This is a genomic window from Leclercia sp. TB492, assembly GCF_049974505.2.
Taxonomy (GTDB): Bacteria; Pseudomonadota; Gammaproteobacteria; order Enterobacterales; family Enterobacteriaceae; genus Enterobacter; species Enterobacter adecarboxylatus_C.
Window position 1 is genome coordinate 3,741,255 of the sequence record NZ_CM127572.1, and the last position, 14,388, is coordinate 3,755,642.

Below are 14,388 nucleotides of genomic sequence, written 5' to 3' on the forward strand. Positions count from 1 at the left end.
TTATTTACGTGCGGCCAGCATCGCGGTCAGTTTTTCAGCCCAGGCTTTGGTTTCAGGCAGATCCTGCACCGGCTGGCTGTAATGTCCACGGAGATCCGGGGCAACCGGCGTGGTGGCGTCGATAATCAGTTTGTCGGTGATCCCCGCCGGGCTTGAACCCGGATCCAGCTCCAGCACCGACATGTTCGGCAACTGCACCAGATCCCCTGCAGCGTTCACTTTCGACGACAGCGCCCACATCACCTGCGGCAGGTTGAACGGATCAACATCCTCATCCACCATGATCACCATCTTCACGTAGCCCAGCCCGTGCGGCGTGGTCATCGCCCGCAGGCCAACGGCACGGGCAAAGCCGCCGTAGCGTTTTTTGGTGGAGATAATCGCCAGCAGACCGTGGGTGTACATCGCATTTACCGCCTGCACTTCCGGAAACTCGGCTTTCAGCTGCTGATAGAGCGGCACGCAGGTTGCCGGCCCCATCAGGTAGTCGATTTCGGTCCACGGCATGCCAAGATAGAGCGACTCAAAAATCGGTTTGGTGCGGTATGAGACTTTGTCGATACGCACTACGGTCATGTTGCGGCCACCGGAGTAGTGTCCGGTAAACTCCCCGAACGGCCCTTCGATTTCGCGTTTGCGGCCCTCAATCACCCCTTCGAGGATCACTTCCGAGCCCCAGGGCACATCAAAACCGGTCAGCGGCGCGGTGGCGATCGGGTACGGACTTTCACGCAGCGCGCCCGCCATCTCATATTCCGACTGATCGTACTTCAGCGGCGTGGCCCCCATCAGGGTGATGATCGGATCGTTGCCAAGGGTAATAGCAATCGGCAAATCCTGTCCGCGCTCTTCCGCTTTATGCAGATGCAGGGCGATATCGTGCATCGGCACCGGCTGCAGGCCGAGTTTGCGTTTGCCCTTCACCTCCATCCGGTAGATGCCGACGTTCTGCTTGCCAAAATGATCCGGATCGAGCGGATCGCGGGAGACCACGCAGGCTTTATCCAGATAGAACCCACCGTCACCGTCGTTCAGGCGAAATAGCGGCAGAATATCGAACAGGTTGATTGCCTCGCCGTCGACGGTATTCTCTGCCCATGCCGGGTTGTCGCGGCGCTCCGGCGCGACCGGGAATTTATCCCAGCGGCGAATAAACTCGTCGATCTGCTTTTTAACTGGCGTATTCGGCGGCAGGCCCATTGAGATGGCGTGGTTCTGCCAGGAGCCGATAGTGTTCATGGTCACGCGGGCGTCGGTAAAGCCGCGAATATTGTCAAACCATAGCGCAGGCGCACCGTCGCCAATGCGCCCGGTGGCGTTGGCTGCCGCCGCCAGATCCGGCTCCGCATCGACCTGCTCCGTGATTTTCAGCAATTGCCCTTGCTCATCAAGCGCCTGCAAAAAGCTCCTCAAATCATCAAATGCCATGTTCATTCTCCTGTAAAAAATTTCTGGCCGCCTGTAAGCCTTTCCAGCGACGGGCTTTGTTATGCTCCAGACCAAACTGGTCGAGCACCCGGGTCACAATGTGTTGGGTGATGTCATCGGCGGTTTGCGGGTGGTTGTAATAAGCGGGCATCGGCGGCACCATCGCCACCCCCATGCGGGAAAGAGCCAGCATGTTCTCCAGATGAATAGTGCTGAGCGGCGTTTCCCGCGGAACCAGCACCAGCTTGCGGCCCTCTTTCAGCACCACGTCGGCGGCACGCCCCACCAGCCCTTCTGCATAGCCTGCACGGATACCCGCCAGCGTTTTCATGCTGCAGGGGATGACGATCATGCCGTCGGTACGAAAGGATCCGGATGAGATGGTTGCGGCCTGATCGGCCGGGCTATGGACCACATCGGCCAGCGCGGCTACATCCTGAGCGGTGTAGGGCGTTTCCAGCTCAATCGTCGTTTTGGCCCACTTCGACATCACCAGATGGGTTTCCACTTCCGGCATTTCGCGCAGCGCCTGTAGCAGTGCCACCCCGAGCGGCGCGCCGGTCGCTCCTGTCATCCCAACAATCAATCGCATTCAGTACCTCATCTCATTTGTTCGTATACGAACGTGTTGTTTACCCTACGCCTGGATACGCCACCTCGCAATATCGTTCGTATACGATCACACGTAATGCTAAAAAGGGTCGCGTTAAATTCCCGGCTGATAACGGCTATCATAGAGAGGTGATTTTTACGCCGGAGAGTTCATGGAACTGAGACAAGAAGCGTTCCACCTGTTACGTCAGCTTTTTCAGCAGCATACCGCGCACTGGCAGCAGGCCTTGCCCGAGCTGACCAAGCCGCAATATGCGGTGCTGCGTTCCATCGCCGAACATCCCGGTATCGAGCAGGTGGCGCTGACCGAAGCCGCTGTCAGTACCAAAGCCACCCTTGCGGAAATGCTGAGCCGTATGGAATCACGCGGGCTGGTGACGCGCGAAGCCGATCCGGCCGATAAGCGCCGACGGTTTGTCTTCTTAACGCCGGAAGGTGAAGCGCTGCTCGGGAGCTGCAAGCCGGTAGGGAATAACGTCGATGAGGCTTTTCTGGGGCGTTTAACCGCCGAGGAGCGTCGCCAGTTTACGGATTTGGTCCGCAAAATGATGGTAAAGGAGAGAGAATGACCCGCTATGAAACAGAAATTATTGATGCTCACATTGCATTAGAAAACTGGTTAGGCCAGGGTGAAGGCGATTTTGCCGCCCTGCTCGCCCGTTTTCGCGAGGACTTTCTGATGATTGCTCCCAGCGGCGCACATCTGGATCACCCCGCGCTGGCGCGTTTTTTGGAGACTCAGCGCGGCAGCCGTCCTGGACTGAAGATCGTGATTGATGAATTAACGACGTTGCAGACCTGGGATAACGGCGCGGTGCTTCACTATCGCGAGACACAAACCCGCCCCGATCAGCCGGTCAACGTGCGCTGGTCCAGCGCGGTACTCAATCAGGAAGGCGATACGATAACCTGGCGTCTGCTGCACGAAACCACGCAGCCTTAAGACAAAAGAAAAAGGCCCGTCTCTCGACGGGCCTTTTTTTGACGAAAAGTTGCTTATTCGCGGAACAGCGCTTCGATATTCAGCCCTTGCCCCTGCAGGATTTCACGCAGGCGACGCAGACCTTCTACCTGAATCTGACGAACACGTTCACGGGTCAGGCCGATTTCACGACCGACGTCTTCCAGTGTTGCAGCCTCATACCCCAGCAGACCGAAACGACGTGCCAGCACTTCACGCTGTTTAGCGTTCAGTTCGAACAGCCATTTGACGATGCTCTGTTTCATATCATCGTCCTGCGTGGTGTCTTCCGGGCCGTTATCTTTTTCATCGGCCAGGATGTCCAGCAGCGCTTTCTCGGAATCGCCACCCAGCGGGGTGTCGACGGAGGTAATACGCTCGTTGAGACGCAGCATACGGCTTACGTCATCAACCGGTTTATCAAGCTGCTCGGCAATCTCTTCCGCGCTTGGCTCGTGGTCCAGCTTATGGGACAACTCGCGTGCGGTACGCAGATAGACGTTCAGCTCTTTCACGATGTGAATAGGCAGTCGGATCGTACGGGTTTGGTTCATGATTGCCCGTTCGATAGTCTGTCGGATCCACCACGTCGCGTATGTTGAGAAACGGAACCCACGTTCAGGGTCAAATTTCTCTACCGCGCGGATAAGCCCCAGGTTGCCCTCTTCAATCAGATCCAGCAGAGCCAGACCACGATTGCTGTAACGACGGGCAATCTTGACCACCAGACGCAGGTTACTTTCAATCATACGGCGGCGTGATGCCACATCACCACGCAATGCCCGACGCGCGAAGTAAACTTCCTCTTCTGCTGTTAACAGTGGAGAGTATCCAATCTCTCCAAGGTAAAGCTGAGTCGCGTCCAGCACACGTTGAGTGGCGCCCTGCGATAACAGCTCTTCTTCAGCTAAATCGTTATCACTGGGTTCCTCTTCTACTAAGGCTTTTTCGTCAAAAACCTCAGCTCCGTTCTCATCAAATTCCGCGTCTTCATTTAAATCATGAACTTTCAGCGTATTCTGACTCATAAAGGTGGCTCCTACCCGTGATCCCTGAACGAGACACCCGAAGTGGTATGTCCCGCCAAATTATCGCTGCGGTAAATATTGCAGCGGGTTTACGGATTTCCCCTTGTAACGAATTTCAAAATGCAAGCGTGTAGAACTGGTTCCGGTGCTACCCATAGTAGCTATTTTTTGCCCCGCCTTAACTTCTTGTTGTTCCCGGACCAGCATCGTATCGTTATGGGCGTAGGCACTCAGGTAATCATCGTTGTGTTTTATGATAATAAGATTACCGTAACCGCGCAGAGCGTTACCGGCATATACCACGCGTCCATCTCCGGTCGCGATAATAGCCTGTCCCTTACTTCCTGCGATATCGACCCCTTTATTTCCCCCCTCGGAGGAAGAAAAGTTCTCGATAACCTTGCCTTCAGTCGGCCAGCGCCACGAAGAGATTGGCGAGCTGGACGTCTGACTACTGGCAACGGGCACGGTAGAGCTAACGACAGGTGCCGTAACGGGCGCTGTGACCACAGCCGCAGACCCTTTATTATTCGGCAACATCTTGTTAGCACTCTGTTCACCTGAGTCCTCAGAATACGTAATTGTCGGTTGCGACGCAACCACTGTGCTTGATTTTTGCGCAGGCGTCACACTGTTATTTTGCGCCGTCACGTCAGCAACCGACACGGTATTGCCTGGCGTAAGCGGTTTGCCCGTTGCGTTACCTACCTGCAGCGTTTGGCCAACTTCCAGTCCATACGGGGCCTGAACGTTATTTCGTTGTGCAAGGTCACGGAAATCGTTCCCGGTGATCCAGGCGATATAGAACAATGTATCGCCACGTTTTACGGTGTAGGTGCTGCCGCCGGTATAGCTCCCTTTCGGAATGTTCCCATACTTACGGTTATACACAATGCGGCCATTTTCCGTCTGGACAGGCTGATCCACTGGCTGAATCTGCGTTGGCTGGGTTACCGGTGCCTGAACAGGCTGAATCTGAGGTATTTGTTGTGCTGTAGTGCCCATCTTAGGCGGAGGAGTGATCAGCATGCCGCCGGATGAATTGCCGGTGCTGGTACCGCTGTTGCCGCCAACTGAACTCACCGGCGCAGGGGCGTTATTCGAGGATGTACAACCTGCCAGCCACAGTGAAACCAGTGACAGTGCCGCAACACGGCTGATGGTGAATTTTGGGCTTCCCGCGCTCATTTATCCCCCAGGAATATTATTAGTTACCAGTGACTTAAAATTAACCGTAATGTCACGCGCTTTTGCGCCACACCATACGCTGAATTGGCCTGAATAACCCTGGAAAAATCCGAGTCTCAGGCCAGCTCTCCTTTTACCAGAGGCACAAAACGTACGGCTTCTACGGTATCGATGATGAACTCGTCGCCCCGTCGACGAACACGCTTCAACAGCTGATGTTCATCGCCCACCGGTAAAACGAGGATCCCGCCGTCGTCCAGTTGCGCCATAAGCGCAGCCGGGATTTCCGGCGGTGCGGCCGTCACGATAATGGCATCAAACGGGCCGCGAGCCTTCCAGCCCTGCCAGCCATCGCCGTGACGGGTAGAAACATTATGTAGGTCAAGCTGCTTCAGGCGCCGACGCGCCTGCCACTGCAAGCCTTTAATACGTTCAACCGAGCAGACATGATGCACCAGGTGCGCCAGAATGGCGGTCTGGTATCCTGACCCGGTGCCGATCTCCAGCACCCGCGAGTCCGGAGTCAGCTCCAGCAGCTCGGTCATTCGCGCCACCATATAAGGCTGGGAAATGGTCTGCCCCTGGCCTATTGGCAAGGCGACGTTTTCCCACGCACTGTGCTCAAACGCCTCATCGACGAACTTTTCACGCGGCACCAGCGAAATGGCATTAAGCACATGCTCATCAGCGATACCCTGAGTGCGTAATTGATTCAGGAGTGTTTGTACACGTTTACTTACCATTGGGAGCTCACTCCGGCGCGATCCAGCCAGCCTGACACCACATCTTGCGCGTTATGCGCGGTCAAATCTACATGCAGCGGCGTGACGGAAACGTACCCTTCGTCCACCGCGGCGAAGTCGGTATCCGGGCCGGCATCATGTTTTTCACCCGGCGGGCCAATCCAGTACAGGGTATTGCCGCGCGGATCTTCCTGCGGAATCACTTTATCCGCCGGATGACGGCTACCGCAGCGCGTCACGCGAATGCCTTTAATTTGATCCAGCGGCAGGTCCGGGACGTTGATATTGAGTATCCGCCCGGTGCGCAGCGGCTCGCGGCTCAGCGCGCGCAGAATGGAGCAGGTCACCGCGGCAGCGGTGTCGTAATGCTGATGCCCGTTGAGCGAGACGGCCAGCGCAGGGAAACCGAGATGTCGCCCTTCCATGGCGGCCGCCACGGTGCCGGAGTAGATCACATCATCGCCCAGATTGGGCCCGGCATTAATGCCGGAGACCACCACGTCCGGACGCGGACGCATCAGGGCGTTAACGCCGAGAAAAACACAGTCCGTCGGGGTGCCCATCTGAACGGCGATATCGCCATTGTCGAAGGTAAAGGTGCGAAGGGACGACTCGAGGGTTAACGAGTTAGAGGCACCGCTGCGGTTACGATCGGGAGCCACAACCTGCACCTCAGCGAACTCACGTAGCGCCTTAGCCAGCGTCTGAATGCCCGGCGCGTGGATCCCGTCATCGTTACTCAGCAATATTCGCATAGTCACCCGAAGTGTTGATAAGTTCCCTGACAACACTGGTGGCAAAGCTACCTGCCGGTAGCCAAAAACGTAACTCAACGGTTACGTCATCCCACCAGTTCCAGCTCAGCTGTTGCGGATAGAGCAGCATCGCCCGGCGTGCCGCTTCGACTTTTTCCCGCACCAGCAGAGAGCATAATTCTGTTTCACCGGCGACGGCTGCCTGCTCCGCCTGCAGCGCCTCGCCCTGCGGACCCCATTCGCCGGTACCCGGCAGGGCCGCGGTGATCAGCAGCGTTTTCGCATTGACGCGCGCCTGCAAATCACCCATTTCTTCGTCGGTGGCGACGAACCAGCTGCCGCGCCCCGCTAATTGTAGCGCATCGCCAACAACAACTTGATTCGCGTCCGTTTTTTTCAGACGCTCGCTCACGATTTGATTAAACAACGCACTGCGGGCTGCCGACAACCAAAAACTGCGTTTATTGCGGTCACGTACCGGGGCATTGCTTTGCGCCCAGCGCAGCGCACCCTGTAAGTTACTGCCGCCAATACCAAAACGCTGGGCACCGAAGTAGTTCGGCACGCCCTCCCCGGTGATGGCAGTAAGACGTTTTTCGACCTCGTCGCGGTTGCTTACCTCACGCAGCACCAGCGTAAAGGCGTTGCCCTTTAACGCGCCGAGGCGCAGTTTGCGCTTGTGACGGGCGTATTCGAGCACCTTACAGCCTTCAAGCTGGAACTGGCTTAAATCAGGCATTGCATTACCGGGCACCCGGGCGCAGAGCCACTGTTCGGTGACAGCGTGTTTGTCCTTCTGCCCGGCGAAACTCACTTCGCGGGCGTGAATTTTCAGAAACTTAGCCAGCGCCTCGGCCACAAAACGGGTGTTGCAGCCATTTTTCAGGATCCGCACCAGAATGTGTTCGCCCTCGCCGTCCGGCTCAAAGCCCAGATCTTCGATCACCACGAAATCTTCCGGATTGGCCTTCAGCAGGCCCGTGCCCTGCGGTCTACCGTGCAGGTACGTCAGGTTATCGAAATCCGTCATTTGGCCGCCTTCACCAGCAGCGCCACGGCTTCACAGGCGATACCTTCACCGCGACCGGTAAAGCCGAGCTTTTCGGTGGTGGTGGCTTTGACGTTGACGTCATCCATGTGGCAGCCAAGATCTTCGGCAATAAACACCCGCATCTGCGGGATATGCGGCAGCATTTTTGGTGCCTGAGCAATAATGGTCACGTCCACGTTACCGAGGGTAAAACCTTTGGCCTGAATACGACGCCAGGCTTCGCGCAGCAGTTCGCGGCTGTCGGCCCCTTTGAAGGCCGGATCGGTGTCCGGGAACAGCTTGCCGATATCGCCCAGCGCCGCCGCACCCAGCAGCGCGTCGGTTAACGCGTGCAGGGCAACATCGCCATCAGAATGCGCGAGCAGTCCTTTTTCATAAGGGATGCGTACGCCGCCAATGATAATTGGGCCCTCGCCGCCAAAGGCGTGTACGTCAAAACCATGTCCAATTCGCATTATGCCTTCTCCTGATGGGTCGAACGGGTAAGATAAAATTCTGCCAGCTGTAAATCTTCGGGGCGCGTCACTTTTATATTATCTGCGCGCCCTTCAATCAGTTCCGGGTGGAAACCGCAGTACTCCAGCGCTGAGGCTTCGTCGGTGATGGTTGCGCCTTCATTCAGCGCACGGGTTAAGCAGGCCTGCAGCAGCTCGCGGGGGAAAAATTGCGGCGTCAGCGCATGCCAGAGGTCAACACGATCTACCGTATGGGCAATGGCCGGAATTCCCGGCTCGCCGCGCTTCATGGTATCGCGTACCGGCGTTGCCAGTATGCCGCCGACGCGGCTGGTTTCGCTGATGGCCAGCAGACGCGCCAGGTCGTCCTGATGCAGACACGGACGCGCCGCGTCATGCACCAGCACCCACTGCGCTTCACCGGCGGCCTGGAGACCTGCCAGTACCGAGTCGGCGCGCTCCGTGCCGCCGTCTACAACGGTGACCTGCGGATGGCGGGCAAGCGGCAGCGCGGCAAAGCGGGCGTCGCCCGGGCTGATGGCGATAACGACCCGCGTCACGCGTGGGTTCGCCAGCAGCGCCGCTACGGCGTGCTCAAGGATCGTTTTATCACCAATTGAAAGGTACTGCTTAGGACATTCTGTCTGCATGCGCCGGCCAAACCCGGCGGCTGGCACAACGGCGCATACGTTTGAAAAAGTGACTGCCATGGCTAATAATCCTGGGCCTGATTATCGGGTGTTTTGTACTGAGCCCTGGTTGCGTTTAGACGCATCCGGCACCAGACGATAGAAGGTTTCGCCCGGCTTAGTCATGCTGAGTTCGTTGCGCGCGCGCTCTTCAATGGCTTCTTGTCCGCCATTGAGATCGTCAATTTCCGCAAACAGCTGATCGTTTCGCGCTTTAAGTTTGCCGTTTGTTGCCTGCTGCGCCGTCACGTCATCGCTGACGCGACTGTAATCGTGAAGGCCGTTCTTACCGAACCACAGTGAATACTGAAGCCAGACCAGCAATGCCAGCAACAGCAGCGTAAGTTTACCCATCCTGCCCCCTGAAAAACGGCATCATCATCCCATAACTTTCCCCACGACTCTACATCGGGGCTACAGAGATGCCGCACCATTGCGGGCAAATGTACCACATTTTTTTTGCAGATTCGCGCAGCCTTCAACGTGACACAGTTAGTGACGGTTTGAATTATGGCTGAACTTATCCCATGAGCCATAAAAATAACAGTCCGACCATTGCCACCACCGTCATTACGGTGGTGAATGAACTGTAGAGCAGCTTGCCGTTGAGCAGAGAGTGCAGCGCAATCCCCACCACGACGGCAACGGGCATCAGCGCCAGGAAGAAAGGCCAGGTATAGAGGAAAAAGAACAGGGTATTACTGCCGTAAAACAGGAAAGGGATACCCAGTGCCATCAGCCATGACGCGAAGCCGACAATCGCCCCAGGGAAAGACCAGGTCGTGTCGTCATTTGTCGATACCCTGTCCGCCCCGGTGATAATGTAGTTCTCACTGTTTCGCATAGCTGATCCTGTGACCATGACATATCGATGGGGTTAATCACCCCATCAATACCATCTCAGGATCTGATAATATCGCCCTGTCTGAGCAGGTCTAATAATTGGCTCACTAAATTTGTTACCAATTGTTGACCTTCCAGATGGATGTCGGGCGCATCGGGGGTTTCATAAACTGCGTCAATACCGGTGAAATTTTTCAGTTCACCCGCGCGGGCTTTTTTATACAGCCCCTTCGGATCGCGCTGCTCGCAGATCTCCAGCGGGGTATCGACGAAGACTTCAATAAAGCGGTTCTGGCCGACGCGCTCGCGCACGAACTGCCGCTCGGCGCGGTGCGGCGAAATAAAGGCCGTTAACACCACCAGCCCGGCATCGGCCATCAGGCTGGCCACTTCACCCACCCGACGGATGTTCTCTTTGCGATCCGCATCGCTAAAGCCGAGATCGCTGCACAGCCCGTGACGCACGTTGTCGCCATCCAGCAGATAGGTGCTGACACCCGCTTTATGCAGCGCCTCCTCCAGCGCGCCCGCCACGGTGGACTTACCGGAGCCCGAGAGCCCGGTAAACCACAGCACAACCCCACGGTGACCGTGGAGTTGTTCGCGATCGGCTACAGTGACCGGATGAGGATGCCAGACGACGTTCTCATCATGCTGGGCCATTACTTGCCTCCCAGCAGATCGCGTGCGCCCCAGTGCGGGAAGTGTTTGCGTACCAGCGCGTTCAGCTCCAGCTCAAAGGCGCTGAACTCTGACGGCACCGCGTTCGCCTGCGATTTGGGCTCACGCACCATCCCGGCGCCCACGGTGACGTTGGTCAGGCGATCGATAATGATTAAGCCCCCGGTTACCGGGTTCTGCTGATACTGATCCAGCACCAGCGGTTCGTCGAAGGTGAAATCGACCAGGCCGATGCCGTTCAGCGGCAGTTCAGTGACGCTGTGCTGCGCCAGATTGTTGATATCCACCTGATACTGAATGCCGTCCACGCGGGCGCGAGTTTTCTTGCCAGCGATTTTGATGTCATAGCTCTGGCCCGGGCTCAGCGGCTGCTCGGCCATCCACACCACATCAATAGAGGCGCTTTGCACCGCAGGCAGCGTTTCTGCGGCATCCACCAGCAGGTCGCCACGGCTGATATCGATTTCGTCTTTCAGCACCAGAGTAACGGCTTCGCCTGCCCCGGCTTCCTGCAGATCGCCATCAAAGGTGACGATACGGATAATCGCAGATTCTACGCCTGAGGGCAGCACCTTCACGCGCTGCCCCACCTGCACGCTGCCGGAGGCAATGGTGCCGGAGAAGCCGCGGAAATCGAGGTTCGGGCGGTTAACGTACTGCACCGGGAAGCGCATCGGCTGCGTTTCCACACTGCGCTGGATCTCGACGGTCTCTAACACCTCCAGCAGCGTCGGGCCGCTGTACCACGGCATGCTTACGCTCTGGGAAGCCACGTTATCCCCTTCCAGCGCCGAGAGCGGCACGAAGCGGATATCGAGGTTGCCCGGCAGCTGTTCGGCAAAGGTCAGGTAGCTTTCGCGGATCTCGTTAAACTTCTCTTCGCTGAAGTTGACCAGGTCCATCTTGTTGACCGCCACCACCAGGTGCTTGATCCCCAGCAACGTGGAGATAAAGCTGTGACGGCGGGTCTGATCCAGCACCCCTTTACGGGCGTCGATCAGCAGGATCGCCAGGTCGCAGGTAGACGCGCCTGTTGCCATGTTGCGGGTGTACTGCTCGTGCCCCGGGGTGTCGGCAATAATAAATTTGCGCTTCTCGGTGGAGAAGTAGCGATAGGCCACGTCGATGGTGATGCCCTGCTCGCGCTCCGCCTGCAGGCCATCCACCAGCAGGGCCAGATCGAGCTTCTCACCCTGGGTGCCGTGACGTTTGCTGTCGTTATGCAGGGAGGAGAGCTGATCTTCATAGATCTGACGGGTATCGTGCAGCAGACGGCCAATCAGCGTACTTTTACCGTCATCAACGCTGCCGCAGGTCAGAAAACGCAGCAGGCTTTTGTGCTGTTGTGCGTGCAGGTAGGCTTCAACGCCGCCTTCATCCGCAATCTGTTGAGCAATAGTGGTATTCATGGCGGCTCCTTAGAAATAACCCTGACGTTTCTTCAGCTCCATCGAGCCTGCCTGGTCGCGGTCAATCACGCGCCCTTGTCGCTCGCTGGTGGTCGACACCAGCATCTCTTCGATGATCTCCGGCAGCGTCTGTGCGTTGGATTCCACCGCGCCGGTCAGCGGCCAGCAGCCGAGGGTACGGAAGCGCACCATCTGCTGTTTGATCTCTTCGCCAGGCTGGAGATCGATACGATCGTCATCCACCATCATCAGCATGCCGTCGCGCTCCAGTACCGGACGTTCAGCCGCCAGATACAGAGGAACGATCTCAATATTTTCCAGATAGATGTACTGCCAGATATCCAGCTCGGTCCAGTTGGAGAGCGGGAAGACGCGAATACTTTCGCCTTTATTGATCTGGCCGTTGTAGTTGTGCCACAGCTCCGGGCGCTGGTTCTTCGGATCCCAGCGATGGAAGCGATCGCGGAAGGAGTAGATACGCTCCTTGGCGCGGGATTTCTCTTCATCGCGACGGGCGCCACCAAAGGCCGCATCAAAGCCGTATTTGTTCAGCGCCTGCTTCAGCCCTTCAGTCTTCATGATGTCGGTGTGTTTGCCGCTGCCGTGCACGAACGGGTTGATACCCATCGCCACCCCTTCCGGGTTTTTATGCACCAGCAGTTCGCAGCCATACGCTTTGGCGGTACGGTCACGGAACTCATACATCTCGCGGAATTTCCAGCCGGTATCCACGTGCAGCAGCGGGAACGGCAGCGTGCCCGGATAAAACGCTTTACGCGCCAGATGCAGCATCACGCTGGAGTCTTTCCCGATGGAGTACATCATTACCGGGTTAGCGAACTCGGCGGCCACTTCGCGGATGATATGAATACTCTCCGCTTCAAGCTGCCGCAGGTGAGTCAGTCGTTTTTGATCCATAACCGTTCCTTATAAGGCCTGGTGCAACAGGCGTTATTGTTGCAGCCAGTTTTGTCACGGCCTGCGCACAGCAACCGGAGCGTACTCAAGTACGTGAGGATTGCGAGCACAGTCCGGGGCAAAAATGGCAAATAAAATAGCCTGTTGCTCCAGGGCTAAGCCAAATTTACGACAGAAGAGCCAAACCCTTCTGTGTCGGTAGTGTGTTGAAACCAGGCGAGCGTGCTGTGCAGCTGCACCACTTCACCCACCACAATCAGGGCGGGCATTGGGGCGTCTTTCGCCAGGCTTGCAAGGTGTTGTAGTGTGCCGGTCACCACGCGCTGATCGACGCGCGTGCCGCGGGATATCACCGCCACGGGCGTGTTTGCATCACGCCCGTGGTGAATAAGTTGTTCACTGATTTCCGCCGCCTTCATGGTGCCCATATAGATCGCCAGCGTCTGACGACTCTGGGCCAGATGGGTCCAGTCGAACGGGGTGCTGTCGGCCTTGTAGTGACCGGTGACAAAGGTGACGCTCTGGGCGTAATCCCGGTGCGTCAGCGGAATACCGGCATAGGCCGTTACCGCGGAGGCCGCGGTGATCCCCGGCACCACCTGGAAGGGTACGCCCGCTTCGGCGGCTGCCTGTAGCTCTTCGCCGCCGCGGCCAAAGATAAAGGGATCGCCGCCTTTGAGACGCACCACGGTCTTGCCCGCTTTCGCTGCGGCAATCAGCATCTGATTAGTGTCGTGCTGCGGTACGGCGTGTCCGCCCGCGCGTTTGCCGACGCAGATCTGCTCGGCGTCGCGACGAATAAGCTCGCGTATACCCTCGGTCACCAGATGGTCGTAGAACACCACGTCCGCATCCTGGAGTACCTGCAGGCCGCGAAGCGTCAGTAGCCCGGCATCGCCCGGCCCCGCTCCGACGAGGATGATCTCCCCGCTGGTGCTGCCCGGGTTATCCAGTTCGTCCTCAAGAAGCTGCTGCGCCGCCGTCTCATTACCGGCCTGCATCAGGCTGGCAAAGCGGCCGCGGAACACCCGCTCCCAGAAGCGACGGCGTTCCGCCACGCTGGTCAGGCGGGTTTTCAGGTGGTTGCGCCAGAAGCTGGCTTTCTCTGCCATCCGGCCAAGGCTGGTTGGCAGCAACGCTTCAATTTTTTCCCGCAGGACGCGCGCCAGCACCGGTGCGGTGCCGCCGGAGGAGATCGCCACCAACAGCGGCGAGCGGTCGACAATCGACGGGAAGATAAACGAGCACAGCGGCTGATCGTCCACCACGTTCACCAGACGGTGACGGGCGTGGGCGGCATCAGAGATGCGCTGGTTGAGCGCACGGTTTTCGGTTGCGGCAATGACCAATACCACATTGTCGATTTGCGCTTCATCAAAGTCCGCTTCGGCAATCACCTGCACGCGCGCGCCTGCCCGATGTAAAAAGGCAATTTTGCGCTCGGCAATTTCACCGCTGCCGATCACCAGTACCGGACGGTCTTTTATGTCAGCAAATAAAGGAAGGTAATCCACAATGCTACAACTCGCTAACAACCAGGAATAGTGGGACTATAGGGGGCTGCTCATAGCGAATGAAATTACGAATTGGAATGAGTAGTTACTCAATGGAATAACGCTCTGGAAAA

General features: G+C 57.2%; 17 protein-coding genes. 2 read left to right on the forward strand and 15 right to left on the reverse strand.

All coding sequences use genetic code 11. The features are described from left to right. Both ACP4QI_RS17680 and ACP4QI_RS17685 read right to left on the reverse strand, forming a co-directional pair. Complete coding sequence (locus ACP4QI_RS17680; RefSeq protein ID WP_426495679.1) at nt 1–1,428, reverse strand: non-oxidative hydroxyarylic acid decarboxylases subunit C; 1,428 nt, start codon at nt 1,426–1,428, stop codon at nt 1–3. Then, nucleotides 1,418–2,020 (reverse strand): non-oxidative hydroxyarylic acid decarboxylases subunit B, encoded by a 603-nt coding sequence (locus ACP4QI_RS17685; protein WP_426495680.1) that lies wholly within the window; start codon nt 2,018–2,020, stop codon nt 1,418–1,420. Before ACP4QI_RS17685 ends, ACP4QI_RS17680 begins: the two co-directional genes overlap by 11 nt. A 172-nt stretch (nt 2,021–2,192) precedes the next feature. Here ACP4QI_RS17685 and ACP4QI_RS17690 point away from each other — a divergent pair, with 172 nt between their 5' ends. Together ACP4QI_RS17690 and ACP4QI_RS17695 are read left to right on the forward strand one after the other, a co-directional pair. Next, on the forward strand, nt 2,193–2,609 hold the full coding sequence (locus ACP4QI_RS17690; RefSeq protein ID WP_142486915.1) for a MarR family winged helix-turn-helix transcriptional regulator: 417 nt from the start codon (nt 2,193–2,195) through the stop codon (nt 2,607–2,609). Next, nucleotides 2,606–2,983 (forward strand): DUF4440 domain-containing protein, encoded by a 378-nt coding sequence (locus ACP4QI_RS17695; protein WP_231313751.1) that lies wholly within the window; start codon nt 2,606–2,608, stop codon nt 2,981–2,983. Before ACP4QI_RS17690 ends, ACP4QI_RS17695 begins: the two co-directional genes overlap by 4 nt. A gap of 53 nt (nt 2,984–3,036) precedes the next feature. Here ACP4QI_RS17695 and rpoS read toward each other — a convergent pair whose 3' ends face one another. The 13 genes from rpoS to cysG form a co-directional block, all read right to left on the reverse strand. Further along, a complete protein-coding gene (gene rpoS / locus ACP4QI_RS17700; protein ID WP_032613624.1) occupies nt 3,037–4,029 on the reverse strand; it encodes an RNA polymerase sigma factor RpoS in 993 nt (330 codons plus the stop codon). A 60-nt stretch (nt 4,030–4,089) separates the two neighbouring features. Continuing rightward, nucleotides 4,090–5,217: a murein hydrolase activator NlpD gene (gene nlpD / locus ACP4QI_RS17705; RefSeq protein WP_426495681.1), complete on the reverse strand. Its 1,128-nt coding sequence runs from the start codon at nt 5,215–5,217 to the stop codon at nt 4,090–4,092. Between the two features lie 116 nt (nt 5,218–5,333). Further along, nucleotides 5,334–5,960, reverse strand: coding sequence for a protein-L-isoaspartate(D-aspartate) O-methyltransferase (locus ACP4QI_RS17710; protein WP_156264532.1), 627 nt, complete (start codon nt 5,958–5,960; stop codon nt 5,334–5,336). After that, complete coding sequence (gene surE, locus ACP4QI_RS17715; protein ID WP_032613629.1) at nt 5,954–6,715, reverse strand: 5'/3'-nucleotidase SurE; 762 nt, start codon at nt 6,713–6,715, stop codon at nt 5,954–5,956. Before surE ends, ACP4QI_RS17710 begins: the two co-directional genes overlap by 7 nt. Then, on the reverse strand, nt 6,696–7,745 hold the full coding sequence (gene truD, locus ACP4QI_RS17720) for a tRNA pseudouridine(13) synthase TruD (RefSeq protein ID WP_426495682.1): 1,050 nt from the start codon (nt 7,743–7,745) through the stop codon (nt 6,696–6,698). The genes surE and truD overlap by 20 nt, the downstream gene beginning before the upstream one ends. Beyond that, nucleotides 7,742–8,221: a 2-C-methyl-D-erythritol 2,4-cyclodiphosphate synthase gene (gene ispF, locus ACP4QI_RS17725; RefSeq protein ID WP_040074259.1), complete on the reverse strand. Its 480-nt coding sequence runs from the start codon at nt 8,219–8,221 to the stop codon at nt 7,742–7,744. Before ispF ends, truD begins: the two co-directional genes overlap by 4 nt. Then, on the reverse strand, nt 8,221–8,931 hold the full coding sequence (ispD, locus tag ACP4QI_RS17730) for a 2-C-methyl-D-erythritol 4-phosphate cytidylyltransferase (protein ID WP_285128461.1): 711 nt from the start codon (nt 8,929–8,931) through the stop codon (nt 8,221–8,223). The genes ispF and ispD overlap by 1 nt, the downstream gene beginning before the upstream one ends. 21 nt (nt 8,932–8,952) lie before the next feature. After that, the gene (gene ftsB, locus ACP4QI_RS17735) at nt 8,953–9,264 is read right to left on the reverse strand and encodes a cell division protein FtsB (protein WP_039029953.1); all 312 of its coding nucleotides are present in this window, start codon (nt 9,262–9,264) and stop codon (nt 8,953–8,955) included. Nucleotides 9,265–9,430: 166 nt separating this feature from the next. Continuing rightward, on the reverse strand, nt 9,431–9,754 hold the full coding sequence (locus ACP4QI_RS17740) for a DUF3561 family protein (RefSeq protein ID WP_142486922.1): 324 nt from the start codon (nt 9,752–9,754) through the stop codon (nt 9,431–9,433). Nucleotides 9,755–9,810: 56 nt separating this feature from the next. Beyond that, complete coding sequence (gene cysC / locus ACP4QI_RS17745) at nt 9,811–10,416, reverse strand: adenylyl-sulfate kinase (protein ID WP_142486923.1); 606 nt, start codon at nt 10,414–10,416, stop codon at nt 9,811–9,813. Beyond that, nucleotides 10,416–11,843: a sulfate adenylyltransferase subunit CysN gene (gene cysN, locus ACP4QI_RS17750; protein WP_426495683.1), complete on the reverse strand. Its 1,428-nt coding sequence runs from the start codon at nt 11,841–11,843 to the stop codon at nt 10,416–10,418. The genes cysC and cysN overlap by 1 nt, the downstream gene beginning before the upstream one ends. Nucleotides 11,844–11,852: 9 nt before the next feature. Further along, complete coding sequence (gene cysD, locus ACP4QI_RS17755) at nt 11,853–12,761, reverse strand: sulfate adenylyltransferase subunit CysD (protein ID WP_426495684.1); 909 nt, start codon at nt 12,759–12,761, stop codon at nt 11,853–11,855. Between the two features lie 155 nt (nt 12,762–12,916). Then, a complete protein-coding gene (gene cysG / locus ACP4QI_RS17760) occupies nt 12,917–14,275 on the reverse strand; it encodes a siroheme synthase CysG (RefSeq protein ID WP_142486926.1) in 1,359 nt (452 codons plus the stop codon). Between the last annotated feature and the right edge of the window lie 113 nt (nt 14,276–14,388).

Bases quoted from the DNA above. Each gene is read 5' to 3' on its own strand.
- ACP4QI_RS17680 (WP_426495679.1), bottom strand. From the start codon at position 1,428: ATGGCATTTGATGATTTGAGGAGCTTTTTGCAGGCGCTTGATGAGCAA.
- ACP4QI_RS17690 (WP_142486915.1), top strand. From the start codon at position 2,193: ATGGAACTGAGACAAGAAGCGTTCCACCTGTTACGTCAGCTTTTTCAG.
- ftsB (WP_039029953.1), bottom strand. From the start codon at position 9,264: ATGGGTAAACTTACGCTGCTGTTGCTGGCATTGCTGGTCTGGCTTCAG.
- cysD (WP_426495684.1), bottom strand. From the start codon at position 12,761: ATGGATCAAAAACGACTGACTCACCTGCGGCAGCTTGAAGCGGAGAGT.
- ACP4QI_RS17685 (WP_426495680.1), bottom strand. From the start codon at position 2,020: ATGCGATTGATTGTTGGGATGACAGGAGCGACCGGCGCGCCGCTCGGG.
- ispD (WP_285128461.1), bottom strand. From the start codon at position 8,931: ATGGCAGTCACTTTTTCAAACGTATGCGCCGTTGTGCCAGCCGCCGGG.
- ACP4QI_RS17740 (WP_142486922.1), bottom strand. From the start codon at position 9,754: ATGCGAAACAGTGAGAACTACATTATCACCGGGGCGGACAGGGTATCG.
- ACP4QI_RS17710 (WP_156264532.1), bottom strand. From the start codon at position 5,960: ATGGTAAGTAAACGTGTACAAACACTCCTGAATCAATTACGCACTCAG.
- surE (WP_032613629.1), bottom strand. From the start codon at position 6,715: ATGCGAATATTGCTGAGTAACGATGACGGGATCCACGCGCCGGGCATT.
- nlpD (WP_426495681.1), bottom strand. From the start codon at position 5,217: ATGAGCGCGGGAAGCCCAAAATTCACCATCAGCCGTGTTGCGGCACTG.
- cysC (WP_142486923.1), bottom strand. From the start codon at position 10,416: ATGGCCCAGCATGATGAGAACGTCGTCTGGCATCCTCATCCGGTCACT.
- ispF (WP_040074259.1), bottom strand. From the start codon at position 8,221: ATGCGAATTGGACATGGTTTTGACGTACACGCCTTTGGCGGCGAGGGC.
- truD (WP_426495682.1), bottom strand. From the start codon at position 7,745: ATGACGGATTTCGATAACCTGACGTACCTGCACGGTAGACCGCAGGGC.
- cysN (WP_426495683.1), bottom strand. From the start codon at position 11,843: ATGAATACCACTATTGCTCAACAGATTGCGGATGAAGGCGGCGTTGAA.
- ACP4QI_RS17695 (WP_231313751.1), top strand. From the start codon at position 2,606: ATGACCCGCTATGAAACAGAAATTATTGATGCTCACATTGCATTAGAA.
- rpoS (WP_032613624.1), bottom strand. From the start codon at position 4,029: ATGAGTCAGAATACGCTGAAAGTTCATGATTTAAATGAAGACGCGGAA.